General features: G+C 35.3%; 21 protein-coding genes and 2 pseudogenes. 2 read left to right on the forward strand and 21 right to left on the reverse strand.

The genetic code is table 11. From position 1 onward, the window contains the following. Nucleotides 1-306: 306 nt before the first annotated feature. From IPJ53_17480 to IPJ53_17530, 11 genes and pseudogenes are all read right to left on the reverse strand, one after another. On the reverse strand, nt 307-1,137 hold the full coding sequence (locus tag IPJ53_17480; protein ID MBK7800891.1) for a T9SS type A sorting domain-containing protein: 831 nt from the start codon (nt 1,135-1,137) through the stop codon (nt 307-309). 1,074 nt (nt 1,138-2,211) lie between these two features. After that, nucleotides 2,212-3,297: a Fic family protein gene (locus IPJ53_17485; GenBank protein ID MBK7800892.1), complete on the reverse strand. Its 1,086-nt coding sequence runs from the start codon at nt 3,295-3,297 to the stop codon at nt 2,212-2,214. Between the two features lie 662 nt (nt 3,298-3,959). Continuing rightward, a pseudogene (locus IPJ53_17490) lies at nt 3,960-4,343 on the reverse strand (ankyrin repeat domain-containing protein). Between the two features lie 395 nt (nt 4,344-4,738). After that, nucleotides 4,739-5,443 (reverse strand): CPBP family intramembrane metalloprotease, encoded by a 705-nt coding sequence (locus IPJ53_17495; protein MBK7800893.1) that lies wholly within the window; start codon nt 5,441-5,443, stop codon nt 4,739-4,741. Between the two features lie 192 nt (nt 5,444-5,635). After that, complete coding sequence (locus IPJ53_17500; GenBank protein ID MBK7800894.1) at nt 5,636-6,163, reverse strand: hypothetical protein; 528 nt, start codon at nt 6,161-6,163, stop codon at nt 5,636-5,638. A 208-nt stretch (nt 6,164-6,371) separates the two neighbouring features. Then, entirely contained in the window at nt 6,372-7,202 is an 831-nt protein-coding gene (locus tag IPJ53_17505) for a hypothetical protein (GenBank protein MBK7800895.1), read from the reverse strand. A gap of 200 nt (nt 7,203-7,402) precedes the next feature. After that, nucleotides 7,403-8,443 carry a Fic family protein gene (locus tag IPJ53_17510; protein MBK7800896.1) on the reverse strand — a complete coding sequence of 347 codons (1,041 nt, stop codon included), beginning with the start codon at nt 8,441-8,443 and terminating at the stop codon, nt 7,403-7,405. Nucleotides 8,444-8,777: 334 nt separating this feature from the next. Then, the gene (locus IPJ53_17515) at nt 8,778-9,680 is read right to left on the reverse strand and encodes a T9SS type A sorting domain-containing protein (protein MBK7800897.1); all 903 of its coding nucleotides are present in this window, start codon (nt 9,678-9,680) and stop codon (nt 8,778-8,780) included. A 262-nt stretch (nt 9,681-9,942) separates the two neighbouring features. Then, nucleotides 9,943-10,539: a winged helix-turn-helix transcriptional regulator gene (locus IPJ53_17520; GenBank protein ID MBK7800898.1), complete on the reverse strand. Its 597-nt coding sequence runs from the start codon at nt 10,537-10,539 to the stop codon at nt 9,943-9,945. 2 nt (nt 10,540-10,541) lie between these two features. Beyond that, the gene (locus IPJ53_17525; protein ID MBK7800899.1) at nt 10,542-10,805 is read right to left on the reverse strand and encodes a DUF2024 family protein; all 264 of its coding nucleotides are present in this window, start codon (nt 10,803-10,805) and stop codon (nt 10,542-10,544) included. 110 nt (nt 10,806-10,915) lie between these two features. After that, nucleotides 10,916-11,494 carry a protogloblin ApPgb gene (locus tag IPJ53_17530; protein MBK7800900.1) on the reverse strand — a complete coding sequence of 193 codons (579 nt, stop codon included), beginning with the start codon at nt 11,492-11,494 and terminating at the stop codon, nt 10,916-10,918. 55 nt (nt 11,495-11,549) lie between these two features. On the opposite strand from IPJ53_17530, the gene IPJ53_17535 reads away from it, so the two are divergent. After that, the gene (locus IPJ53_17535; protein MBK7800901.1) at nt 11,550-11,729 is read left to right on the forward strand and encodes a hypothetical protein; all 180 of its coding nucleotides are present in this window, start codon (nt 11,550-11,552) and stop codon (nt 11,727-11,729) included. A gap of 64 nt (nt 11,730-11,793) precedes the next feature. Here the strand turns inward: IPJ53_17535 and IPJ53_17540 are convergent, their stop codons facing one another. From IPJ53_17540 to IPJ53_17550, 3 genes are all read right to left on the reverse strand, one after another. Continuing rightward, nucleotides 11,794-12,423 carry a response regulator transcription factor gene (locus tag IPJ53_17540; GenBank protein MBK7800902.1) on the reverse strand — a complete coding sequence of 210 codons (630 nt, stop codon included), beginning with the start codon at nt 12,421-12,423 and terminating at the stop codon, nt 11,794-11,796. 23 nt (nt 12,424-12,446) lie between these two features. Further along, the gene (locus IPJ53_17545) at nt 12,447-13,259 is read right to left on the reverse strand and encodes a hypothetical protein (GenBank protein ID MBK7800903.1); all 813 of its coding nucleotides are present in this window, start codon (nt 13,257-13,259) and stop codon (nt 12,447-12,449) included. A 143-nt stretch (nt 13,260-13,402) separates the two neighbouring features. Then, nucleotides 13,403-13,693: a hypothetical protein gene (locus IPJ53_17550; GenBank protein MBK7800904.1), complete on the reverse strand. Its 291-nt coding sequence runs from the start codon at nt 13,691-13,693 to the stop codon at nt 13,403-13,405. Between the two features lie 63 nt (nt 13,694-13,756). On the opposite strand from IPJ53_17550, the pseudogene IPJ53_17555 reads away from it, so the two are divergent. Continuing rightward, nucleotides 13,757-15,146: pseudogene (locus IPJ53_17555) on the forward strand (IS3 family transposase). 132 nt (nt 15,147-15,278) lie between these two features. On the opposite strand, the gene IPJ53_17560 reads toward IPJ53_17555, so the two are convergent. The 7 genes from IPJ53_17560 to IPJ53_17590 form a co-directional block, all read right to left on the reverse strand. Then, nucleotides 15,279-17,582, reverse strand: coding sequence for a hypothetical protein (locus IPJ53_17560; protein MBK7800905.1), 2,304 nt, complete (start codon nt 17,580-17,582; stop codon nt 15,279-15,281). A 342-nt stretch (nt 17,583-17,924) separates the two neighbouring features. Next, nucleotides 17,925-18,788 carry a CPBP family intramembrane metalloprotease gene (locus tag IPJ53_17565; GenBank protein MBK7800906.1) on the reverse strand — a complete coding sequence of 288 codons (864 nt, stop codon included), beginning with the start codon at nt 18,786-18,788 and terminating at the stop codon, nt 17,925-17,927. Nucleotides 18,789-19,234: 446 nt separating this feature from the next. Continuing rightward, nucleotides 19,235-19,669 (reverse strand): SET domain-containing protein, encoded by a 435-nt coding sequence (locus tag IPJ53_17570; protein ID MBK7800907.1) that lies wholly within the window; start codon nt 19,667-19,669, stop codon nt 19,235-19,237. Nucleotides 19,670-20,409: 740 nt separating this feature from the next. After that, nucleotides 20,410-21,306, reverse strand: coding sequence for a fibrobacter succinogenes major paralogous domain-containing protein (locus IPJ53_17575; protein ID MBK7800908.1), 897 nt, complete (start codon nt 21,304-21,306; stop codon nt 20,410-20,412). A 299-nt stretch (nt 21,307-21,605) separates the two neighbouring features. Then, nucleotides 21,606-23,099 (reverse strand): glycosyltransferase family 39 protein, encoded by a 1,494-nt coding sequence (locus IPJ53_17580; protein ID MBK7800909.1) that lies wholly within the window; start codon nt 23,097-23,099, stop codon nt 21,606-21,608. Nucleotides 23,100-23,290: 191 nt separating this feature from the next. Continuing rightward, entirely contained in the window at nt 23,291-24,289 is a 999-nt protein-coding gene (locus tag IPJ53_17585) for a serine hydrolase (GenBank protein MBK7800910.1), read from the reverse strand. 269 nt (nt 24,290-24,558) lie between these two features. Next, the gene (locus IPJ53_17590; GenBank protein MBK7800911.1) at nt 24,559-26,388 is read right to left on the reverse strand and encodes a T9SS type A sorting domain-containing protein; all 1,830 of its coding nucleotides are present in this window, start codon (nt 26,386-26,388) and stop codon (nt 24,559-24,561) included. Nucleotides 26,389-26,581: the final 193 nt, after the last annotated feature.

A 26,581-nucleotide genomic window follows, 5' to 3' on the forward strand; every position in this document is an offset into this window, starting at 1 on the left:
GCTTTTCTCTGTCACCAAAAATCCCATTCTTGAATACAAGCGTTCAATTCGTTTTCCAAATAGTCATGCTCTCTTTGCAATTCCTCAATTAGTATTTGGAGTTCGTTTTTCATCTTTCTTCTTGCAGCTTACGGTTTAAGGTTTAAAAAGTGATGGTTTATAACCACAACCCGTCAACCTACTAGGATTGTTTATTAGTTGCACAAATGTTTGATTAAGCTATTCACCTGATATTTCTTTTAAGCCCTTGTAAAGCGAATACCCGACTCTCAATGCGAAAATGTATCGATCAATTACAAAATAACTCTATTTTTTAACAACAAGTTTTTTTGTCGCCATAAAATCTTCCGACTTCACTTGCACCAAATAAACTCCCTCTGCAAAATCTTTTGTATTTATTTTCAACTCTTGTGTTTCATTTTCTGTTGTTGAGTAAAATATTTTTCCTGTAATGTCCATGATGGTTACTTCGGCTTTTTTGTTGTCTCCTTGTAAAGTGATGGTAAGATAATTTGTTGCGGGATTGGGGTAAAGAGATATTGAAGAAGCAGAAATATTTTCCGTTATTCCTGTGACACTGGTTTGTCCGGCAAGGATGGGTTGGTTGGGAATGGAGTTGTAAGCATAATCTTTAATTATGCCTGATGCATAAAGTGGATCTACCGTGATTTGCATTCGCAGCCAACCATAATAGGTATAGGTTCCGACAACTAATTTTAGTCCCAAATAATAGTCTATAGCGTTTGTCCAATATCCGAGAGTATCATTGGGGCATGATGTGGGATCACCAGACCGTATATAGCGCAAATCTCCGGAAGCAGACCATGTAAGTGCTGATGAGATGGTGTCCTTTATATTCATTGCAAGAGGATAGGTTGAACCTGATACAGTATTACCGTTTATAGCGAAAATTGAAACCTTACTTCCACGGCATTCTCCAATATAAGGACGTGAAACAAAAAGCCTAATCGAGTCATCGGTTGTCCCGTCATTATTCAAATCCAAATAATAAATTCTGTTTGCAATGGTTGTATCCGGGTTCACATCCGTGTAAACAATCTGTGCATTTGCACTTACAGACAACATCAAGACTGTAACGATGAAACCAGAAAGCTTTTTTAGTAGTTGTTTTTTCATTTTGTAATCATTCTGAAATTAGATTAATTGATTTAAAACTGTTCATTCAAAGATTCATTATTTGAAATTCAGTTGCCGCCAACAGGTTTCGCGTAACGTTTTGGCAATTGCCAAAGTGGCAGATTTAGGAGCACAAAACTGCCAATACACCATCCCCAAAAACTTTGGGGATTGATGCGAGGCAGAATGTTCATTTAACTTTTGATCAGTCAATTTCTTGTAGTTGCAGTTATAGGGTGCTTTTCTTTCACATCTCAATAATATAGTTGTCAATTTTCAGCCGATACTCTTTACTCCAAAGTCGATATGAAAAATACATAAACGAGAAGAGTATTAGTACATAAATTACATACAAAGGTCTTCCAACTATTTCTCTGAATGAGTTATAAAAAGATATGTTATAAAATTGGCAAATATTATGAAATGTCACTAAGAAGCTGGCAACAATAACAACTCTAACTAACACATATCCCGTATGTGCCAAAAGTGTCGATCTGTTTTTCGGCGTTTTATAGAAAACTTCTAAAAAATGTCCTTTCTCATTAAAGTATAATTCTGAAACAAAGTCGGGTAGATTATTTGATGATGTCTGTCTTGTCGATTTATACTTAAATGAATAGAAGTAAAAAGCATAAATGATTAGTCCAACAACAATTACATTGACAGCAATTAGACCTGTCCAACCTATACCAAAAAATTTGTATAGTGGGTTTTGTTCGCCTGTCGGGTTGTCAAAAAACCAAAGACTCGTTGAATAGAAGTCGCAACCTCTTGCAAACACAAGAAGGAATGTCAGTAGAAAAAATTTAAGTTTCATAATATTTGTCCTTTGATGGTTGTCTTCTTTATGGTCGTTTTAAAATACCCATAACGTTCCGCAGACTTGCGTTCGGGTGGGAATTTTAGCACTCACTTGAAACGAATTTCAAATATAGCAGAATTTGTCTTGTGAAAAATGTAAACCCCGGCTGTCGCACAACCGTTGTTGGCAGCAGGGTTTGTCAAGTTTTCGATTGGTACAATGTTTTGGCACTTAAATATACTTGTTATTTTATCGTCTGTCATTGGTTGTGTTTATTTGCTTTCTAAAATTTTCAATAACCGTTCATTCAAATACAATTTTTCTTTACCAACTTTTACAGATTTTAAAAAGCCATTTTCTTCCAGTGTTTGTAAGTAGTTGCCGACAGTTTTTGGATTACCTATATTTTCATTTATCAAATGTTGGCGTTTGGTGTAAGGCAAACGAAACAAAATTTCAATTAAGTCTTTGGAATAAATTTTTGGCAGTTTCTTTTTGATTTCCTCTGCTGTTTTGTTCATTGCAGTTGTGATTTTATTTAAGCGTTCCAATCCTTTTACGGAAGTCTCTTCAATCATATCCAACATATATAAGATGTAACTTTCCCATTCGTTATTTTCAGTTACACCTCGCAAATTTTTGTAATAATCAGCTTTATGTTTGATGATGTATTCACTCAAATATATAGCAGGTGTATCCAACAATCCTGAAAGTTTGAGATATAACAACAATAAAATTCTTCCTGTTCTGCCGTTACCGTCTACAAAAGGGTGAATTGCTTCAAATTGGTAGTGCATTAACGCCATTTTGATAAGTGGGTCAATACTTTCATCTTCGTTGATAAATTTTTCCAAATTCGCCAATTTTTCACGGATAATATCTTCTCCGCTCGGCGGTGTATAAATCACTTCGCCTTGTGTGTTTGCCAAAGTTGTTCCAAGTGCAACCCGAATAGAAGCACTATTTTGTTTAATACTCTGAAGAATGCTTATACAAAGGTTGGTAGTAATGAACGGCTTTTTCTTTAACTGTTCCATGCCCATCCAAAGTGCTTCCTTGTAACTCAAAACTTCTTTTGTGGCTGAATTTTCTACTTTTCTGTCGGCAACCAACGATTTGTATAGTTCGTCATTGGTAGTAATAATGTTTTCAACTTCTGAACTTGCTTTTGCTTCTTGTAAATAAATCGTATCTAAAAACAAAGTTGGGTTAGGTAAATTGAGCAGAGTTCCGTTCAGTTTAGCTAAAGCCCTACCCGCCGAAATGGTTTTGCGAAGTATCTCTTTAGTTTCAATATCTGCCTTTGGCGGTAGCAAAGGCAGGTCGTTATTTGGTATTTTCCGGTCAAATTTGCTCATTTTGTTCAAGTGTAAGCTTTACGCTCGTTCTTAACACAAGGGCAAAATTACTAAATTTTTACTCTTGTTCAAAAGGTATAGGTAAAATTTGCCCTCGTTCTTTTATCAGTTCATTTACTCTGCCCAACAATTCATCCGGATGTTTTTATGTCGGTAGCTTGTGTTTGTTCCGCATTCGTCCATTAGCCTTGCTGTCAAAGTTTTGCTTATTTGTGATGGCCGGGATTTTTACCACTAATGTTTATGCGGAGCACAAAACTTTCAGCTACCGCTAAACTTTCTGCGGAGCAAAGCTTGTTCCAACTAACGGGAAAACCCCGCCTATTGCAAATGTGCTTCGAGCGGCTCGGGCTTATTGTCCATTTTCATATTTTTTTTGCCATCAAAATCAATTCAGGCTCTTTAACTTTAAGTGAAACAACTCTATCGCTCTCAAATTGAAAAGAAATTTCGACCGAAGGCGCACCATTATAGGTAAATGTATGGTCGCCAATTTTCAATAGGCCTCCACCAAACTTTCCAAGCTTGCCAAACAAAAGTCGCTTTTGGCTATTCACTTTTACAGAAAAGCCATCAAATTCACCCTCGCCATATTTGTAATCGGCAGCATATTTTTGTTTTTCAGCTTCCTCCAAAGCATGATATTTTGGGCTATCAGCATCAGCTAATGCTGTTAAATAATCAATTAATTGGATTGAATTCTTTGATTTACTGTCACCATTTCTGACATGTTGCAATAAACTAATCCCGTGCGGACCTAGTGTTCGTTGCAATCCAGGCATAAATTCAATCATAGATTTTACCGTATCATGTGCACCCAACATTGCAAAAGTGAAAATATCAGGTCTTGCACCCTTTGTAATTAAGTATTCGACAATGTCCTTTCTACCTACATGAGATGCTGCTCCTATTGCTGTTTCCCAATCACCAAAGCCCCAATCCCAGGTAGCGCGAGACAGTTCAGGTCTTTTATCGACAAGTTCTTTTAACCTTTCCAAATTAAAATGTGAAACACCAACAACTTCATTTGCTATCTCTTCGGTTATGGCTGGATAACGTTTTGGCTCCTTTATATCATTGGTATTACTTTCGTCAATGTCAAAAATATTTTTTGCATAAATAATATTTTGAATAGGCAAAGTCAAAAGTCCTAAAATTGAACTTTTTACCAAAACTCTTCTTGAAAATGCATTTTGATTTTTCATGTTTTTTAGTATGCTAATTATTGTTCTTTATCATTGTCTGTTCTATTGCTGTTAGTTGTTGTTTCAGAAACGTTCGCTTGACCGCTAACTGTCTGCGGTTTGGCGTTCGGGCGGGACTTTTACCACAATACTTACTTTGAAAAACCAATGTTTGATTAATAACGAAAATGTCAATAGAAAACGAAACACCGACTTTTGTTTAGGTGCTGTAATGCCTTTATTGTTTTGTCAATAGTTTAAGATTTGGTAGTTATGTAAATAAACTCAAGTATGTTTAGTGTCAGATGTGCTACAAATACCCATACAATGTTTTTCTTCTTTGTCGCTATGATAGCAAATGGCATTCCTACTATGAATCCAGTCATAAGCATATACCAAATTCCGCCAACCCAATGAAGTAATCCAAACATGATTACGGTAATTATAATGCTCTTGGTATGACCGTATTTTTGTAAAAATTTTGATAGAGTATAGTTTCTGTATAAACTTTCTTCAACAAATGGTGCAAAAAGAACATTAGCAATAAAAAATATAACTGTCTGTTTGCCAAGTACGTTCATAGTTTCACCAGCCGGAACATAGTCACCAATATTAATCTGTAAATAATACTGCAATGGTGAAAAGATAAAAAAATAAAATATAGCTATAATAACTCCTGTTGCTATTCCTCCAAAAATGTCTATTGGTAGTTTTGTTTTATCAATTTTCCAACCTTCTTTTAAAATATTGAAATTGTCTTTTCTGGTTGTGTACAAAAGAGTAAGAAGTAAAATAACTTGAACAATGAGAATTAGCGATGGAGTATTCTCCGCAATTTTTATAGGAATGTCCCTTTCACTTACACCTACTCCGACAAAGTATATTGAAACAGCAACAATAATGATTAAAAACCAAGTTGGTGCTAAAATCAGATTTGTCCAAGGTCTTTTTATTGAATTCATTTTTTCTGTCTTAAGCGCGCTTTACATTTAGGTAAACGGTTTGCTGCTGCAAGAAATTGTCCATTTCGGAGCATTAAACTGTCTGCCACCAGTGAAATTGATACGAAGCATAAAGCTTCATTGAACAAATGATCCGCCAATTTCTTGTAGGTGCTGATATAAGCTGTGCTTCATCTTGTCTTTGCAGTATTTTCAATAATTCGTTTTTGTTAAGTCATACATCAACTTGGTAATTGATTTCTTTACACTATCAGATAAAGTGTCTGTGTAATAGGATTCAGTCAATGAATTAATTTCACCGATCAGGTCTGGGTGTTTTTTAGAAATGGATACCATTAATTTAAATGCATTGCAACGAAGCGAAGGGTTTTTACCAACCTGTTCCCAAATTTTTGTGCAAGTGTCAAATAATTGTCCTTCGTATTCTTCATTCAATTCCATCCTTTGCAGAATCATCAATAACTCTCTCTGTTGATTGTCCTTTCGTTTGGGTAAAATGTCTATTATTTTCTTTAAATATTTGCTTACTCGTTTGTCGTTTTTGTCCATACAACTCCACAATAGCCATGAAGCTCTCCAAGAGTATGGTTGTTTGTCTGCGATGGCTAATTTGATAACTTCAGTAAAATCTCCAGGATGAGATTCCATATAAGCAATCATTTCAGCTTTATGCGAATTTGTCAGTAGATGTTCCAGTTTTGTTTCTTCGTTCTTAGTCATTTGTTAATCTTAATTGTCATCAAGGTTTGTCGTTGTCTTGACATGGTTTGTATCGGTATATATATTTTTGATGGGCGGGCTTTCCAGTACAAATGTTGATACGGAGACCTGACCTTCTTTTAACACCGAAACTTTCTGCAGAGAACAGCTTGTCCAACCTAGCGGGAAAACCTCGCCTATTGAAAATGTGCTGTTAGCATTATTTTTTCTATCCACATCCTTCTTTTAATTTATTAATATCGAAGTCTTTCGGAATTGGAACAGTTTTGATAAAATTAAGCCAATCTGTTTCAAGTTGTTCGATTGAGAGACCATATATCGACTTGAAGTTCTCAAATCCACCAGTCCAAAGTAGTTTCATTTTTTCTACTCCGTATTTCTCGTAAAGATATTTGAAAATTCCTGCACTTTGGATATATGCAATTACATCACTTTTTTTCGATTGATTATCAAAGTTGTTGACTAAACTGTCAAGCGGGAATAGTTTTTTTTGTTGAAGATAATATGCATTTATTGAATACATGGGGTTGTCATAAAAGCAATAGTTGTCGGTATAAGTTGCACTACCTTCCTCTAATAAGCGATAATTAGTCAACCCCCAACTTTCATAGGAAATTAAGTGAAATATTTCGTGTTTGAATTGTGGACGGATATTTTGATTATAAACAAAGAAAACCAGATCGTGTCCTTTAGCAGCACCACCTTTTATTTTGTAACCCATAACTTTCTGCATCTCTTCTTTGCTGTCCACTGCCAATAAATAAATTCCATTGTCATAAGATGGGATATTCAATACAGATAAAATTTTATGGTAGGCAATATCCAATTCTTTTTCAATGTCGATAAGATGGTTTGCTGTGTATGAACTGTCTTTATAATAAATTCTGAACGATTTATAGTTGACTGAGGATAGAGTGATAGAATCATTCCCAATAAAACTTAAAACATATGACGATGGTTGTCGGAATACAATTTGCTGAGAAATGCTATCTTGAAAAATAGCAGTCACGAAAAGTATTGTAAATATTAATTTTCTCATTTTGTCGTCTTTTAAAATTACTGTTTCTCAGCTAAACGCAGGCAGGTATTTTTAGCACTGAACTTCCTACGAATAACTGAACTTTAAATTTGGCATTTCCTATCCTACGAAGCACACAACCCCTGCTTGCGTGTAGGCGCTGTTAGTAGCTGGGCGATTTCTATTCTTTTTAGTCATTGTTGGTTAACTTTTATCTTTATCTATTGTATAGTATAACTCACATTCCGTCCGCTACCTTGTTTTTCAATAAATCCTTTATTAATCAATTCTGATAGAATACGTTTTACGGTAGGTAATGGTATCGCCAGTTTCTCGGAAATTTTTCCTGACTGAATGTTTGGGCGATTTTGAATAATCGTATAAATTAGTTTTTCCTTGGGCGAAAGTTGTGTTTCTATTCCGCTTTTATTCAATTTCTTCATTAGTTGCAATTGAATATTTGACAAGCAACTCAAAAAGAACCGCATCCAAATGGTAACATCTTCTTTAGGTCGTTGTGCCTGACAACTTCTAAGAACCTGATAATATTCGCTTTTTCGGTTTTCAATTTCGTGCTCAAAACTCACGTATTGTATCCATTTATATCCGTTTTTAAGTAATAATAGCGTTGAAATCAAACGACTTAACAAGCCATTTCCGTCTTGAAAAGGATGAACGCTCAAAAAATCATAAACAAAAGATGCTATTTTGATTAAAGGGTGAACCAACGTTTCGGTATTATACCAATTGATTAATTCTCTTATGGCATCTTCGGTAGCAAACCCAGCTTCAGTTGCTTGAAAGATTATTTGTTGTGTCCCGTCAGGTAATGATGCTTCAACTGCATTAATATGCGCCTTAGAATTGCCTTTATGCCATTGGTCTTTGGCACTATATTTCATCAGACTATTGTGTAAACTTTTGATGTGACTTTCGGAAAGAATGATGTTTTCGTAAGATTCCGAAATTAAATCCATTACTTCAAAATAACCGACTACTTCCTGTGAGTCTCTGTCGGTGAGTTTTGTGATATCAATTTTTTGAAGTAACACGTCTACCTCTTCATCGCTCATTTTGTTGCCTTCAATTCGGTTTGAAGCACCTACGCTTCGCACCGTGGCAATACTTTTTAACTCTTTGAGGCTCTGTACTTCTTTTCTCTCAATTGCTGTCCAATTTGCATCAAAGCGGTCTATTGCACTGATTAAGTTAATCAGCTTCCAATCAATATTCAGTTTGAAATTATATACTTCGTTATTCAATTTGATACGTTTTGATACGCAAAGATACGATTATAGTCTGAAATTAAAAGCAAAATATGATACGTTTTGATACGTTTATATTCAATTATGATACGAAAAGTTCAATTGTTTTTCAGTTGTTAATTACTCTCGCCGCGAGTTCATCACGCCTTACTGTTGAAGTTTTACAAATTGGCGATGGGCAGGATTTTTAAAACAAATGTGTCAAGCCACCACAAATGCTGATCCGAGGTAGAATGTTCAATTAACCACTGAACCGCCAATTTAGGGTAGCTGCTGTCATGTGAATGGCCGACTATATTTACGAAGATAAAGGTTGAATTACACATTAACTCTATTTTTCTACCACAAGTTTTTTTGTTCCAATTAAATCTGACGTTTGAATTTGTACAACATAAACTCCCTCTGAAAAATCTCTTGTGCTCACTTTTATCTTTTGTGTATCTCTTGCCGCCGTTGAATAAATTATTTTTCCTGAAATATCGGTGATAGTTACTTTGACTTTTTCGATTGTTTTTGGTAATGCGATAGTGAGATGATTGGTGGCTGGATTAGGATAAAGACTAATTGATGAAGCAAACGAATTTTCTATTACTCCGGTGGCAACTGTTTGTCCTGCAAGTATGGGTTGATTTGGAGTGGTATTGTAACCGTATTCCATTATCGTAATTGAAACTGTATAATCGGCTAATGCTACTCCAAGTTTAATCCAACCATAAAAAAAATCAGGTCCCACATGTATTTTTAAAGCGAGGTATTTTCCGGAAACATTAACCCAGGGACCCGTTGCGGGCGTTTGTCCTACAGTGTATCCGGAACCTCCCCTACATACGGTAGGCACACAATTCATAGGATTAAGAGCCAAAAGATGATGTGCATTAGTCCAGCCCAAAGATGAATCAATAAGGGTATTTATAGCATAACCTCCTGAGGTGTCAGCGATCCAACTAAGAGAAGTTGAACTTATCACTGCAGAATCTATTGCGCCAGAAGCTAATTCTTTATTACATGTGCAATCAAACAATGAATCTCTTGGTGCCAGGATAAAATCATTAATACCGTCTTTGTTCAAGTCAAGTGAATATGGTGCCGAACAACCGCCCGTGTATGTGCACATAATCACACTATCCGGATTTACATCCGTATAAACTATCTGCGCAATTGCTGTTATTGAAAACATCGTGATAGCTAGCAGGACGATGAATGCAGATAGCTTTTTTAGTAGTTTTATTTTCATTTTGTTAATTTTTAATTGCAATATAAATTTATTTTTTGTTATAGAAAAGTTTGTTCAATGCAACAAAGCTAAAAATTAGCACTGCTGCCATTGGGTTTCGCATAACGGCCTTATGTTAGTCGTAGTGGTTCTTTTCTGTCGAAGGTCTCCTGTGTCAAGTTTGCACTTTCTTTGAGCGTTGGCTTGGGTGCTCTTTTGGATGTTTTAACGTTGGTCTGTGCGTAGGGAAAAATACAAATGTGCCACCAAAAGCGTTGGCTGATTAAGCCTCTTCAAATTCTCCACAGTCAATTCTAATGTCTTGTGTGTCTAGTTTTTGGTTAAGCAAATTGCAAAAATGGATTTTGTTTTTAATTGCATAATGTTTGCAATTAAAGCAAGTTCTCTGGACACTTATTACTTCTAATTTATTCAGTTGAATTATAAGATTAGAAATGTTTGGCCATAATATTTTTTTGTCTACATCGCTAGCCTTTGCAATAATTGCTGTCAATGGGTTGGCGAAGTTTTCTGTTTCCGTAACTATTTTTTTTCCTGATGCAGTGAGTTGTATCGTATAGCTTCTTGTGTCATTACTGTCAGTAAATTTTTTGATTAGATTTTTTTGTTCCAATACTTTTATCGCATCGCTGATAGTAGGTTTTGTGAAATTAAATTCTTGTGCCAAATAACTTATTGTTGTTTTGTCTGCTGAATGGTGCTGAATAAAAATCAGTAACTGAATTTGTATAGGGCTTAAACTATGTTCCTTTGCTTTTTCCCAAAGCAAAATACGGAACACTTGCGATAAGCGTTCCAACCCTGCAACTATTTTATTGTCAAGGTTTGCATTTTGATTTTCTAAATTAAATACCGACACTTTTATTTACAGTTTTGCATTTCAATAATGTAATAGCCTTTTTGTTGAATACTCAAAACCATTTCATCTGTTGCTTTTTCAATGTGACAAAAGCTACACTCCTCTGAAGCCAAAGGCTGATTTTCTTGATTTTTAGATTGTAAGTAATCCTTACCAAAGGTATAAATTATTTTTTCATCTTTTATATGGTCGGGAGCAATAATGTCAAAATGCATTACGCTTCCGTCTTTTTTAGTTACATAAGTGTCCCAAACTGCTACTTGCATAATTTTAAATTTTTGATTTGATGAAGAGAAAAAAAGAATAGGCAGATTAGTCCCTTTAAGAGGAAGAACAAAAATCCAGCTATTCCAAATTTTTTGAGGCAGGGTATCAATTAAAATTCGTTTTTGTTTATGTAAGGGTATGTCCACAGAATAACAGTAAGCGTTACTGCCTTGAACCAAGATGAATACATTGCTTCAACAGTTTCAGCATCATGTCCTTTTTTAGCTAAAAATCCTTTGATGGTTGCTGTGATTGGAAAAATAAAAGCTACCATATAGCGGTAATGGATTATTGGAACTGTGTCTACTTCATCCGTTTTGTTTTTCTTGCTTGTGTGATGTCTCAAAGCAATTTCGTGTTGATAGTTTAACCAAGTTTGGTCGTAAGGCTTGTTGCACAAGTCCATAATCCATTGTCCAAACCTTGCTCTAACCGCAGCCAGGTATTCCATGTTTGGCTTTTCGTTTTTAGCGAAGTAGTGCAACAAATGTTGATTGCCACCAACGAAACCATACCAAAGGTCAAGCACTTCGTTTGTTTGGTCTTTTAGCACTTCTCCTGCAAGGCGTAGGTTTTTTTCATCTTCTTCTGTAAACAATACAGTTTTTTTGAGAAGGTCTAAATCGGCAATGCTTACAGGTGATTGCCCTACTTGCCCGTAGGCGTAACCCTTGATTTGTTCTGTCATTTTTATACTTTTTTATTTATGAATGATGACGCAAATATAGTAAGGATTCCTAACTATGACAATAAAAGTGAAAATATTCTTTGTAGCATTAGGTTTAGGCAAAATTACATTTGAAGGTCATGAGGTTTGGGTTATTTCTGAACCTTCGCCGCTAGCAATGACTATGTTAACCAAAAAAATAAAGGATGCGTTTGAATTTAAAGGGGGTAAGCATAGAATTAACAATATAGAATAAATCAAATTTTCAAAGCCCAAAACCCTGCAGGCGTATACTTTTTGCAGCGTATTAATTACCTGTTTTAAAATTGACTATTATTTTGAATAGCCCATACTAAAAGCGCATTTTTTTCTGGAGGCAAATTTAATTTCTTCATTATGCTATGTCGATGATTTTCAATCGTTTTTTCAGAAACGAATAACATACTTGCAATTTCTTTTGAGGATTTTTGTTTTCCAATTAATTGGACAATTTTCTTTTCTGCAAAGCTTAACTCATTAAGTATATCAGTTTTAGAGGATTGTGTGTCTAGATATAGATTTTCTTGTATTTCTTTTGAAAACCAAATTTCATTACGCAAAACGGAATTAATGCATTCTTCGAGAACATCCATTGCAAATTCCTTTAATAAGTAGCCTTTGGCATTCAATTCTTTGGCTCTATTAAAAAGGGAATATTCTTTGTGCATGGTTACAAGAATGACCTTGGTCCTTAATGATTGTAATGCCAATTTTTCAAGAATTTCAATACCATTCATTCCGGGCATATTAATATCTAAAATGGCGATATCTGGCTTGTGTTTCAAAATCATATTATAAGCAGTTACTCCGTTGCTGCACAGTTCACAAATATGATGTCCAAGACCTTGGACAAAAGTTTTGGTTCCCATCAAAGTGAGTGGATGATCCTCACTGATTAATATACTTGCCATATAGTTTCTTAAGATTAAATTTTTTAATTGATATTATTTGGTATGTTAATATTTATTAGAGTTCCATTTTGATTAGATATTATTTGAGCAATTCCTCCTATTGCTTTAGATCGTTGTTGAATACTGATTAATCCGAATGATTTGCCACTATTCAAAACAGTATTAACATCAAATCCAATTCCATTATCTTGAATACAAATTTCCGTAACATTATTATTTGTTTCGATGCTAAGTTTTGCTGCATCAGCTTTAGCATATTTGATGATATTGGTTATGGCTTCTTGAATAATTCTAAATACTTGCAGTTCTGATGACTTAGATAAGTTTTGGTTATAATTAATTTCATGGGATATAAATAGGGATCCACTGTTCATATACTGTTCACAAAGCGTATCAAGACAAATTTTTAAGCCTAAACTTTCTAACATAACAGGATGCAGGTTTCGACTAATTTGACGAACATCATTAATGATATGATCGATTTTTGTTGTTGCATCTTTATTAATTCCTTCTGATGCTAAAGTTCTTTTTAGGGTTAACAGTTCGTGACTTAAACCATCATGTAGATCTCTGGCGATTCGACCCCGTTCGTCTTCAGTTGATTCGAAAAGCCGTTGTGTAAATTTGGATTGTATGATAGCTTCTTTTTGAGATTGCCGGTGTTGTAACCAAAGATAATATATAATTGAACTTAATAGAATCACAATTAAACCTGCGAGTAAGAACCCAATGGTTGATTTTTGACTGGCTAAATGTTGTTGCTGTATTTTTTTTTCGTTATTTAGAATATTTAATTGAGAAACCTGAAGTTGTTTATCTTTTTCTGAAAGTTGCAATTGATTTTCCTTTTCTGCTTTTTCTGATTTTTCTTTTAAATAGGCTAGGTGGCTTATTTTATTTTTAGCATTACTTATGATGATGAGTTGATCTTTAATTTTTAGATCTTGTCGTTGTTTTTCAGAGAGAATATTTTGTTTTTCTAGTTGTGCAATGGTAATTTTTTTTTCAAAACCAAAGTTGCTTCTTTTTTATCAAATTCATACTGGATTTCTTTGCGATTAATTTCTAATTTGACTTCATCATTGGATAAACTATCTCTGAGTTTTGTGAATTGAGCATATGTTGCATATGCATTTTTATAATCACCCTCATGTTCATAAATAGAGCTCAGTTCTTTTAATATACGCCATTTGAGGAAAGGATCTAAACTTTCATTAGATAGTGTCAAAGCTTTTAAAGCTAAAGATTTAGCAGTGTAAATCGTCAGCATAAAGTGGACCAAATATAATTAAAAATAAGATAGTGTTTCCAAGATCAATTAAATTTGTAAACCATGGAAACAAAAAAGAAACAAACCACAGAAAACTTCATTAAAGAGATTCGTAGGCGAACTAGAAGGACCTTCAGCTCAGAACAGAAGATTACTATTGTTATGGAGGCATTGAGGGCAGAGACCTCAGTAGCAGAACTTTGTCGAAAGTATTCTATCCAAGAGCCACAATTTTATAAGTGGAATAAAGAGTTCTTGGAAGCTGGAAAGAAGCGATTATCTGGTGATACAACCAGGGAAGCTACAAGTGATGAAGTGACAGAGCTTAGAAAGGAAAATCAGCGCTTAAAAGAGATGGTAGCTGATTTGGTGCTCCGATATGATATTGTAAAAAAAAGCTTGTCCGTGCTGGATTAACTGTAAAATTCAATAAGTATATGAGATTTACGGCATCGGAAAAACAAGAGTTAATCAATATTGTAGTTGGCTCACAATTTGGTGTCAACAAAACTCTACGAGAGATTGGGCTTAATAAAAGTACTTTTTATAACTGGTATAAGGCTTATTCAGATCATGGGGTGGATGGTTTAGCTCCAAGTAAACGCACTAGCAGAAGGCAATGGAACAGCATACCACAAGAGCAAAAAATCTTGTGGTCATACTTGCGTTGGAGTTTCCTCATTTATCATCCAGGGAACTTGCTTTTAAACTTACTGACGAACAACAAATATTTATGTCAGAATCAAGCGTTTATAGAATTCTAAAAGAAAGAGGATTGATCACGGCTCCTGCACATATTTTTATCACAGCAGCAGATGAATTTAGTAAAAAGACAGCTTTCGTAAATCAGATGTGGCAAACAGACTTTACTTACTTCAAAATCTTAGGCTGGGGTTGGTATTACTTGAGTACCGTTTTAGATGATTACAGCAGATATATTGTCCACTGGGAACTCTGCAAAGGCATGAAAGTGGAAGACGTGAAAAGAACCGTTGATAGAGCTATTATAAAAGCTAAAATTGTCACCAAACAACGACCTAAATTATTGTCCGATAATGGCTCTTGCTATATAGCTTCTGATTTAAAAGATTATTTGAAAAATAGCTATGATATGGACCAGATACATGGAAGACCATTCCATCCTCAAACGCAAGGTAAAATTGAACGCTATCATAGGACAATGAAAAACGTTGTAAAACTTGATAATTATTATTGTCCTGAGGAATTGGAAAGAGCTTTAGAAAAATTTGTAGAAACTTATAACAATGAAAGATATCATGAATCATTAGAAAATTTAACTCCTGCAGATGTGTATTTTGGCCGTGGAGACCTCATTTTAAAAGAAAGGCAAAGAATTAAACTACAATGTATTAGAGATAGAAAAATTGAGTATGAAAAATTATTTCCTAATGATATTAATAACTATAAACAAAAAGAATTAGCTTTGATTTAAATTGAAACACTACTTAGTGAAATGTTCAAATTACTTTGACGACATACAACTTGCAAATGTGCTGTTATCAGGCGCCAGTATCAAAAAAACTTTGTATCTCTGCACTAGAAGCACTATCAATAATATGTTGGCTTAGTACTTTGCCACTTTTCTCCACTGCACTTCTCCGGTGGTTTTATCGGTAACAATTATCAGGTAGATACCGCTCGGCACGTGACGTACATCAATAGTTGCTATACCTTCTGTGATTGGAATGGACTTTTGATACCCATTAATTGCAGAAGTTAGTGTAAGTAGGCAGTTAGTTGTTAACCCCGATACTTGTATAACATCGTTGGTTATGCTTGGCCACACGTTGATATTGAAATTTGGAGTAAGCGTTTCAACGGTTGATACTGTACTTTTAACTAGAACATCAAATTCATCCACAGCCAAGCCACCATTTTTATCTAATGCCATAACATACACTGCAGTTCGCCCTTCTTTACTACCCGTAAGTATGAGTTTTTGATTCTCAATTTTTGCGTTGATAAGAGTTGTATCGTTACTTGTTACAAACAACAATAACGAGTCGCCTTTACTATCTGCAAATACTTCAGGCAAGTTTATAGTATGAGTTCCAAACCCTTTGGCTAATTCAACATCGTAAATAGCTTTAACTACTTTCGGAGATTCATCAGTTAATACTCTTTTAGGCTTCCAGTAATAATAATTCATGTATTTAAAACCTAAGGTAAATACACCACAATCGGCATTAACATTAATCAGTTGGAATTTTTCATTTGGAGGTGAACTGTTTTGAGTAGTAGTTAGATATTCATCCTTCGCAGTTGGAATAAGTGTTAAGGAGTCACTTGCGCTATTCTTCCACACAATTTCGCCCTGTGTTTTTATCATAGCACCTGTATGCTGTACACTTGTATTTGGTACTCGTTCATACCTACCTAATGCTATCTCTATAGGAACTGCATTACGCATCAAGCCAAATCTTTTTTTGTAATACTCACCTCCGAATTTTAGAGAAACAACTCCCGGGTACACATCACCTTCAACAGTCCTGAATAGTTCTAAAAAGAAATGCTGTCCCGGATACGGACAATCATTTCCGGTTTTCAGTTTGCCTTCCGTAAAGCTTGGAGTAACTTGCCATTGAACATTGGCTTTGTTTTTCCAGTAGTACTCACCATTTTCAATAATGATATTTCCTTCGTGCCAAGTGTTCTGGATAACATCTAATGAATACGGACCAACCAATTCATCCATGCTAAGACGAGTATATTCATTTTTTATACTGTTATCAATTCTGGTAATTAGTTTGGTTGCCAAAGGAGTACATTGAGGTTGTAGTTTCTTATGCAATGTCTCTGAATAGTAATCTGTTTCAAATTGTCCAACAAAGTTTGATGGCCAAAAACTTCTATCAAACCAATCATGTCCCTTTACTTCTAATTTCAGTTCCGGATAAATACGATACAGATGGTGGAAGAACTCATGCTGAAGCCATTGTGGTAAATAAACTCTTCTTTCTATATCGGTGTAATTTCCTTTCCCAAGATGTGCCGGTTTGCGCATTACCCACTTATCATCGGCAATAAACACCGGACCGCCTTTACTGTCCGCTCCCATACCACCTGTAATAAACGACTCGTCATCAAACACCGGAAAATCAGGTACGTGTGATGGATAATTAATCATAAACCAATCAGTGCTATCTTTGGCTGCGTCGGTTAATGCTCCCCATACCGGTTCTATATTATCATACGCTAAATAGGGCTTTGTTGTGGTTACTTTTACCGGAAGGCACAGCGTGTCAATTTCAATAAATCCTATCTGTAATTCCAATGCTCCATTCGTTATAGCTTTTACATATCGGGTAAATAAATCCAAGGACTGCCGTATTATCCGGTAGTTATTTTCTTTAAGCTTAGGGTTTAATGAATGAGTAACAAATGTTCCCGTACCATTTTGCAATTCGGATTTTGTAGTTGGCTGAATACCTTTGGAGCAACCCACTAATACAATATTCATGTTAACTTTTTTTACCTTAGCATTAGGATTAGGGTTGAGCCCATACGCAATGATATCCTCCATCATTCGCAAGCCATAATACCCATGTGGTGTGCCTACATTAGCACCATTCGGAGCAGTCCACACGTTCCACCATGCATTATGGCCGACAGGGTATATTTTGTACAAATCATCAATCAATAACTTTGCCTGACTGTAGTTGTCCGCCTTTATTGCATCCTCTGCCTGAATAAACGTGGTTAACGCTTTTACTGAGTGAGCACTAAACGCACTCTTCCCACCATAACATTCATAAAATTGATCTAACGTTGTGGCTTCGCAATTGCCTTGTGCACGTACAGTAACCGAAAAAGAAAGAAAGAAAAGTGCAAGAACAACGAGCACTCTAAATAGATTGTTGATTGTCATAAAGTTTTGGAATAGTGGCTATCAAACTTGTGTGCGTGAAGTATGCAAATGTACAACAAGATAACAAAACTCCGGATTCGACGCACCGTTTTTTTGTATAAAGGTTCTCACAATTGCGGCCAATAAAACGGAAACAAAAAACGTGTTGCTTTAAGTTCTTGAACTTTTTGGCGACGAATAATTGTTGCCTGAAATCGATTTGGCGCTTGGCGATGTGGCGGATTTTTAGTACAAAAGTTCAATAGAATTCCTGATGTTGAACTATACAAAAATGTTTCATAGAAGCACTTCAGTCGCTATATTGCCAAACCGATGTTAGCTGTTCGTTGTTTTTATTCAATATTATTTCTTCCAATATGGACTTATGATTTTCCCTTCTTTGTGACTTAAAATTAAGAGAATAACTGTCGCTATGAAACAGAAAGTTGTCGCTTGAATTGAACCCTCTGGTCCAAACTGTCCACCTGTAAACCATTCAGCACCTTCTATTTTTGAAGTTACCAATGTTTTTGAAATTGTATTTCCTGAAACATTTGCTCCGAATATTGCAGATTGTGTAAAATTCCACGCAAAATGAATAGCAATTGGAAACCATAAATTTCGTGCATAAATATATGCAGATGCAAGTAAAAGTCCTGCTTGAATTGCAAGTCCAATAGCCGCTGTCATTGAACTATTAGGATTGGCAAGGTGCATTGCACCAAATATTACGGCTGAAATTATTAGTCCAAAATAACTACCTAATTTCTCCTCAGTAATTCTAAATATAATACCTCTCATTAAAGTTTCCTCAAAAATCGCAGAAGTAAATGCCATTGTCAAAGGTGGAACTAAAAAAAGAATTGGATTTATAGTAACAATTGAATAACCGCCTTTCAAATAAATCACAAGAATTGTTAGGGATTGAAGCACAACACCTAAAATAATTCCTATTGTCAAACTTTTGATAATTCCATTTTTGGTGAATTCTGTAATTTCTCTCTTTTCGTAAAATGTGTATAAGTATATATACGAAACTATTGCAAGAATTGCAACCACAATTCCCGCTATTAAATTTTTTATATCCTTGTCTAATACAGTTAGGTCTAAAAGTTTGCCAACCAAAAATTGTCCTACGCTAACTATTACGCCACAAACTAAAAGTCCAATTATTATTTTAGTTAGTGGGAAATGAAGAATTTTTTGTCCAATGCTTTTTTTGTCCATTTTTTATTTTCGTTTAAGGTTTCTAATTTCTACGATGCCGTTTTACAATGACAGTTAACGGTCAACGCCATGTGCCGTAAGGGATTATGAAGCAGCCTCACAATCCCGGTGTCAAACCACGATGCAGTACGAATTGTCGCCAACCTTCTAAAACCCTTATGGCATATGGCTTGTGTTGGCAACCGTTTTTATTCATTTTTTAATGTTGTCATCCTAGTAATATTATCAAACTCTTTCGTAACAATTAAATTAAACCACTAATTTAACTACTGTCAATTCTTAACAAGAATTATTTGATAAATAAGTAGATTTAACGCTTCTTTATATTTAATTTCCATATTTCATATGAATGTGGAAGCATAGTCAAAGTTTTTACTAAACACTCTAATATTTATCTTAGGAATCTTTACACTGTCTAAAGTAATAACGTTGAAATCAGGCATGAGTTACTTTATGAATTTTCTCCAATATTTATTTCCATAACTACAGAATATCTCTTCTTCAATATTTATATCGCGAATTGCAACGAGACAAACATTATTATCATCATCCAAAGTTATGGTAGAATTAATTTTAAAATTTGTTTTTACTAAGCCCTCCGAATCATTTGCGTATTTGGCAAAACATTTTACTTTCATCGAATCCATAATTGTTCCATCCAACATGTTAATAAAATATCTGTCCATTCCATTCCTTGCCCTAATGCCCGCTTCTTCTACCGATAATATTTCACCCTTGAAAACTGATATAATTTCATTCTTATAAATTAATACGGATGTGAATAGACCTTTGCCTGCGTCTGGTATTTGTGATTCCTTTATATACAAGTAATCAGATTCTTTCGCATCAATTTTGTCAGGTGATTCAATTGAATATATCATAGTAAGCTGGTTTCATTTTTATAAATAAACCTTTTTCTGGATAAATTGCAAAGATAGTTCATTTTTGATGTGAATAAGAAAGGTTGTAAGCATTTGAGTCTCGGAATTTATCTCCGAACAAGGTCAGCTCTTGAAAACGATATGATTTCAAATGTCCAAGCTTTTATTCAACCTGTTTGCTTTTAGTTAATAAGTTTGAACTAATAAAGAATCGGAAAATCCACTTTGATTGTTAGTTTCTCCACATCTATTTGCTTTCAACAAATGAAATCGAATCAGCAATTTAAATTGGGAAAATTAAAATTTATCCAAAAGATATTGTCCTGTGATTCATATAAAATTGTCATGAATTTGAACTAATTAATTCTCCAAAATTCATTTGCTTCTCAAAAAAAGCCTCAATCTTTGCAGTAACTCACAAAACAATTAAAATCAGTCTTCATCAATTCCCAGTAGCCACTCATATCGATATTATTAGTATTTACTTTTGAATCCTTTCATTTAAATAAATTTTCTAAATGCTCGACGTTCTCTGTTTTTTAATGTTTGCTAGCGGTTCGGGGCTTAAAGAAGTGGCGGTCCGCCGCGGCAGATCGACCCCCGGTCAAATCGCCAGACAATTTGTGTGCAAGTAAAGCCGCTCAAAAATGGATAGAGTTTACAACCGCAATTTCCGCTAAGCCCATGTCATCCCGTCATGCTGCCTCCCGTTCAATCAATTAAGCATTTTTTTTTAATGCTTAGTTTTTAATACACCGGCATGAATAGCCATGCCTTTTTTTGACTGGAAGATTTGTAAGCCAGGGACTATCATAAGTTAGCGCACGGCTGAATGCGGTAGAGTCTGAGGCTTGTGTAGCAGACCAGAATCCTGCAGTTTGTCCCAACCCTTCAAAACGACTGGATAGCCAAATCCGATAACCAGCTGGAATTGCGTTGAATTTACTGCTATTGATTGCGCCCGTATTGGGGCTTTGCCATCCGGTGGTTGATTTCATTTTTCCTGCCGGTTCGTTGCCAAGAAAGTTTTCCAATTCTTGCCAGTCGGCCTGTGTAGGAATACGCCAACCTGAGGGGCAAAGGTTGCCTTGTTGTACAGCATACCAGTTGTAAATTTTTCCATAAGTAACATTGGCGGGATCGTTGTTGTAATAACACCATGCAGGTGATGTGGTTGTAATCCAAGACGCGCTGTCAGTGACTTGAGAAATACCTGTGCTTGCCCTCAGATTTGATGCAATCCAACATTGGGTTCCAATGGAAATTACTCCGTATTTGTTCCCATCAGGATCAATAACAGAATCGCCTATCCCGCAATTTGATAAAGGCAAATAAGAATCAAAGGCTTCACAGCCCAGGGCATCAATGACAATCACAGAAATTTTATCATAAATTCCAGCAATTCGCCAAGAATCATCAAAATTAGCGAGATCATCACCTCCAGTCCACTTAAACTCGTATGGAGGCAGGCCACCAGAAACCACAGCTTCATATGTAACATCAAATGTTGATGAATGAATACTACTCTTTAATTCAACAGTTAATGAACAAGGGTCTTTGTCGTCTGAATTATTACAACTACCTATTGAAAGGTAAACAGGCAAGAGAGTAAAAATGATTTTCAAGTTCTTTTGCATGGACGTTTTATTTGAAAGTAGATAATAAACAATTTACTTTTTAAACGAAGGTAAATTTAAAAAAATATTTACAAAAAAGTCATTTTTAGTATCCGTATTCCCTAAAAACATGGTCAAGCATGTCATCCTTTAGGCATGAGTCCGTAAGTGTGCTATCATTGGCGTTAAGAATTGGGCCTTAGCGCATTGGGCGTTTGCTGCGGCGGATCGAAGCACGAACTGTCAACCTACTACAACCGATTATTAGGAGCACAAATCTTTAATTTACCACTTCACCCGCCATTTCTTTTAAGCCCTTGTTAGCGGCAGTTAAATCTTTCAATCAAGATGCCTTTAATTGTTTTGATTTCTTTAGGTAGTTTTCCATCGTCATTAATTATTACTGTGTATCCCTCTGCTATCAAGTCGGTAATTTTATTCCTGTCAGGAATATTTGGATAAGCTGTGAGGTTGGTATAAAACATTGCTTCAATCGGTTTGTCGTAGTTGAACAACACACCATTATATATTTTTCTGTCGTTGAGTTTTCGCAATTCAATTGACCAATCAGGGCTTCTGTTGCTTTGCTCAAATGGTTTTACTCTTTCAATCATGTAGCGAATGGGTAATGCAATTAACAAAAATAGAAGCAAATTGAAAAGCCATTTAAAGTTGTGGTTCTTCTTGTAAGCACATAGCATAAAGAAAAATTCGGCATTCATTAGAAATAGTGCAGGGGAAATGAAAAGAATATATGCTTGCATTTTCGTTTTTGCGATTGAGAAAAACAGAAGCGGAACTAAAACCCAAATAGAAATTGCTAATCGTTTCTTGTCTTTAATGTTTTTCAATGACATCCATAGAAACCAAATCAATGGCAGATAAATCAACTCTCCATAATTTATTCTGATTCTGTCAATGAAATAATAAAAAGTTCCCGTTCTTTCTTCAAGAACTTCGGTGATGTGTTTGAAATTGAAACTGGCTTCCCAAGTTGCTTCAACAGGAAATGCTTTGTAAATGTAAAGTTGCCAGGGAAGAAAAATCAAAATGCAAGTTGTCAGCAAAACGATTAACTGAAGAAGGATTTCTTTGGGTTTAAATTTTCCTGAGTCCATTACAATCAAAAGCCAAATTGGAACAACAATTAATGCAGGTAGCCACTTGGATAAAATTGCAGCACCAATGCTAACTCCAGCAAGAATATTGAAAACCGCTTTCTGTTCCTGTGCGAATAGGATGCTGAAAACAATTGCTAACTCCACGAAGAACAAAAAGAAAATATCAATGTGGTCTGTTGCTACTCTGCCCCCCGTTAATTCTATTATCAAACCATTGATGGAAAAAAAGAAAGCTGTCAGGTAGCCGACTTTTTTATTGAAGAAATAACTGCCAATAAAAAAGGAAAGCCAAATTCCTATTGTCGTGAGGATGATTGAAGGAAGTCGCAACGCAATTTCATTAACACCAAACAGCCACATGCTTGCAGCCATTGTCCAAAGTGGTAACGGTTGTTTATGAACCCATATATGATTGGATGTCCAGTTCTTGTAATCGTATGGAAGAATCGGATTGTCGTAAAGTGTCGGTGTCAATGGATGATGAATAAGATTCTTAGCTACAAGTGCATGGTACCTTTCGTCCCAAGTGTGCAAGAAAAAGTCAGAGGAAGTGTAAATCCGAAGCGCAAGTCCGCAAACTATCAGTAGGAAGATAGCTATTGCAAAGTTGTCCTTTGAGTAAAGTCGCCATGAGAAATAATATCCTATCGCACATAAAATGATTGTCGGTATGGAATAAGGTAGATTATTCATTCAGTTCGTATTAATTGCCACCAACGGTTTCGGGCTTTGCGTTCGGGCGGGTTTCGGAGCATCACCCGTCAACCAGCACCACACTTGAATAGTACCACAAGCTCCAAGTTTTTACGTCACCCCGCCTGGCGCAAAACCCTTGTTGTACGTAGGGCGGATTGTTATATACTATAGTTGTCTTAGAAATTAGATTATTCGTCAATGATTCCTTGGATGAGCTCTAGAAATTTTGGTCCCATCCAACTCATATTCACACTTGATTGAGATAAATCGCATGATTGTTTTCTGATAAACACTATATTTAATTCAGGAAAAACAATGGTCATTTGTCCCAAATCTCCTGTGGCAGCATAGTTCCAGTGTTTTGAGTTTTTATCTATCCACCAGAGGTATCCATAATAAGGAGCTAATCGGCTCGTTGTAGTTGATTCTTTCACCCAATGCTCTGAAACGATTTGTTTACCTTTCCACTTACCCTTATTTAGCATTAATTGCCCAACTTTATATGCATTTATTACTGTAGTGGTGCAACCGCCAAAGAAAATAGTATTGCCGACTGAATCTTTAGAAAAGCTGGTTGAATCCATTTCTAAAGGTTTAATTAAATATTTATTAAATATTTCATCTCCTTTTAGTTTAGTAACTCGTTCGGCAAGTATTCCAAGTAATTGAACAGATTCATTGGAATACGAAAATTTTATATCTGGAAGCGTATCAGGCTTTAATGTTAACGCAAATTTATTCATGTCTGATTGCGCTAATATTCCTCTAGCACCAAGTCTTCTAAAACCCCCGGTCATAGTTAATAAATGTTTAATTGTAATATTATTTTGACAACCTAATTGCCAATCTGGTAAATATTTACATACATTATCATTGACATTTTCTATGTAGTTTTTGTCTATCAAAATTCCTATTAGTAAACCAGTCCAGGATTTTACCATTGAGGCAGTTCCCATGTAAGGTGAATAGCAATTGGATAGAAGATTGGAGTCTATTTGAAGATTAGAAAAGTCCATTCTTTTCCAGTGAGATATTATATTCCCTTCAGCGCTTATAATAATTTCATCTGCTTTTGAAGAATTACAAAATTCAAGTAGCATTTTAAGTTTTTCATAATTTATCTTTTGGGCAAATAGAAAGGGCTGTCCTACTAATAGTAATAATAACGATAAAATTATATTGTTCATTTGCTTCAAATTAATGACGGCTGCGAGTATTATATATCTGTCTTTATTGTCTCACTCTATATAAGTAGCGTTATTTAGATAGTTAATATAGTTTTGCCGCCTCACCTACTAACGGTTGAGGCTATGTGCAGTAAGGGACTGCGGGCTGCTTTCCTGTCCACTGACACCGATGTTTAAGCGGGTGAGAACGTTTGAATCACCACAGAAACCTTTATTACATATAGCCTTTGTTATGTATTCGTGCATTTTTGTATTAACTATTTTTTTCATCAATCCTTTACTATAAATTTCATAACACCTTTATCTGACTTTACAAAATAAATTCCTGTGGTTAGATGGGCAACTAAAATATAGTTGGTACTATCAATTCTATTTATTACTAATTGCCCATAAGAATTATAAACCTCTATGTTTTCAAGCGTTTCCGAAAATGTCAACACATTATCTGTTGGATTTGGATATAATTGGATAGTTGAATTATTAAAATCTATTTTATTAATTCCAACGGTAGCATCGGCATATTCCAAAATTAAAACACTCATAGGTGGCATAACAAAATTACCTGAAACATCAGTTGTTGCAGTTGTTTCAATTATTGTTTCCGAAGTATTTGACGTAGCAGAGAGTAGTCTTTGATTGTTCAAAGTATAACCAGTTAACCCAATCGTTTGTAAAGGCACTGTGTTATTTCTATCTCTATTTACTGCCACAATATTTAGATAATTCAAGTCATCAGATATGAATGCGTTTGAACGAACAGAATAACTCCCCGAAATTCCATCACTTGCTAGAGGAGATGTGCTCGTTACCTGAAATGAATTATCTAAGAATGCTGGGAATAATAGTTTATATATTTCTGCCGCAGGCAGTATACTATAATTTCCTGCTGTATTTTTTCGAATGGGATGCCATGTGGCTGTAGCATTACCATAGACCCAAAAATTGGCTCTTTCAATTGTTGATTTTTGCGAAAGCAGAACCAAAAAGTCAGCCTCTAGATTTGCGCCTAACCATTGCATAGCTGAATCTTTTTGTGCTGCGTTTGGATTTTCAGGAATTCGATGTGCGTAATCACCAATAAAAACTTTTATATTTTTTGCGGCAGCAGCAGAAATTAAGCTATTAAGTTGTGTGTTTAATGCTAAAATACTCGGTGAAGGAGTTGCTGGATTTTCATCACCAAAAAAGTGTTGCGAAAGTGAGTATATTTTCCCCTGTTGTGCAAGTGTTGAGTTAATGAGTGCATACGACCAATTTCCTGGAGTGGGATTTCCGTTGGCAGGCATCGTTATTTTTATAGTAGGGTCTATTGCCAACATTGCGTCAATAATTGGTGTAGCAATTGCCAAATAGGCTTTACAACCGGCTGCGGTACCACCATACTCACCTGAAGCCCACGGCTCATTTCCAATATTCCATATTTTAATACCATAAGGTGTTGGATGTCCATTGGCAGCTCTAATTTCAGCCCAATCTATTCCACCTCCAGGATTACTAATATTGGAGTCATTGGGCGCATTACAGTATTCAACCCAGTCGGCATTATGACTAATAACATTTGGCACCACCGCACTTGATTGTGCTAAAGTAAGTCCTGTCGCTATTGAGTCATAAATAGGAACCATTATTTGTATTTCAGAAGGGGGGACACCTTTTGCCGCTGTCATAGCCATAAATTCATCGAAACCAAATTTAACAGGCTGAGGAGAACCTTGTGTTCCCATTAAGTTTTGATTGGGTCTTAGATAAACTGGACCTATAGATTTTTTCCAATTAAAACCTACCCCAATGCCATTCCCAGGATATCGCAGTGTACTCATAGGGAAATCATTGAAAATAGAATCTACTTGTGGAATAACAACTCCACTTGAGTCATAATATCCAATTAGTCCAGTGGTAATATTTCCCATTAAACTTGTTCTTGAATCAAAAGTTAATCCAAATAACAATTTAGTGTTCGTCATTACATTTGTATTTACATTGTTCACAGTAATGGTTGCCACTTGTGCATTGCAAATATTTGTAGCGAAAGTTGAAATAAATACTGCAAATGCAATTACGCCTGAAAATATTTTTCTGATTTCTTTTCCAATTTTCATTTAAATTGTTTTTTGTTAAGATTTATTTTTGCCAACTTTTTTCAGTGGTTATTATTTGAATGATGCATAACGTTTTGTGGGTTTAAGAAGTTGGCGATTTCGGAGCATTAAACTGTCTGGTAACAATGCTCTTGATTCGAAGAACAAATGTTCATTTAAGAACGTCACCGCCAATTTCTTAAACCCGCTGTTA

This window comes from Candidatus Vicinibacter affinis, assembly GCA_016714365.1.
GTDB lineage: Bacteria > Bacteroidota > Bacteroidia > Chitinophagales > Saprospiraceae > Vicinibacter > Vicinibacter affinis.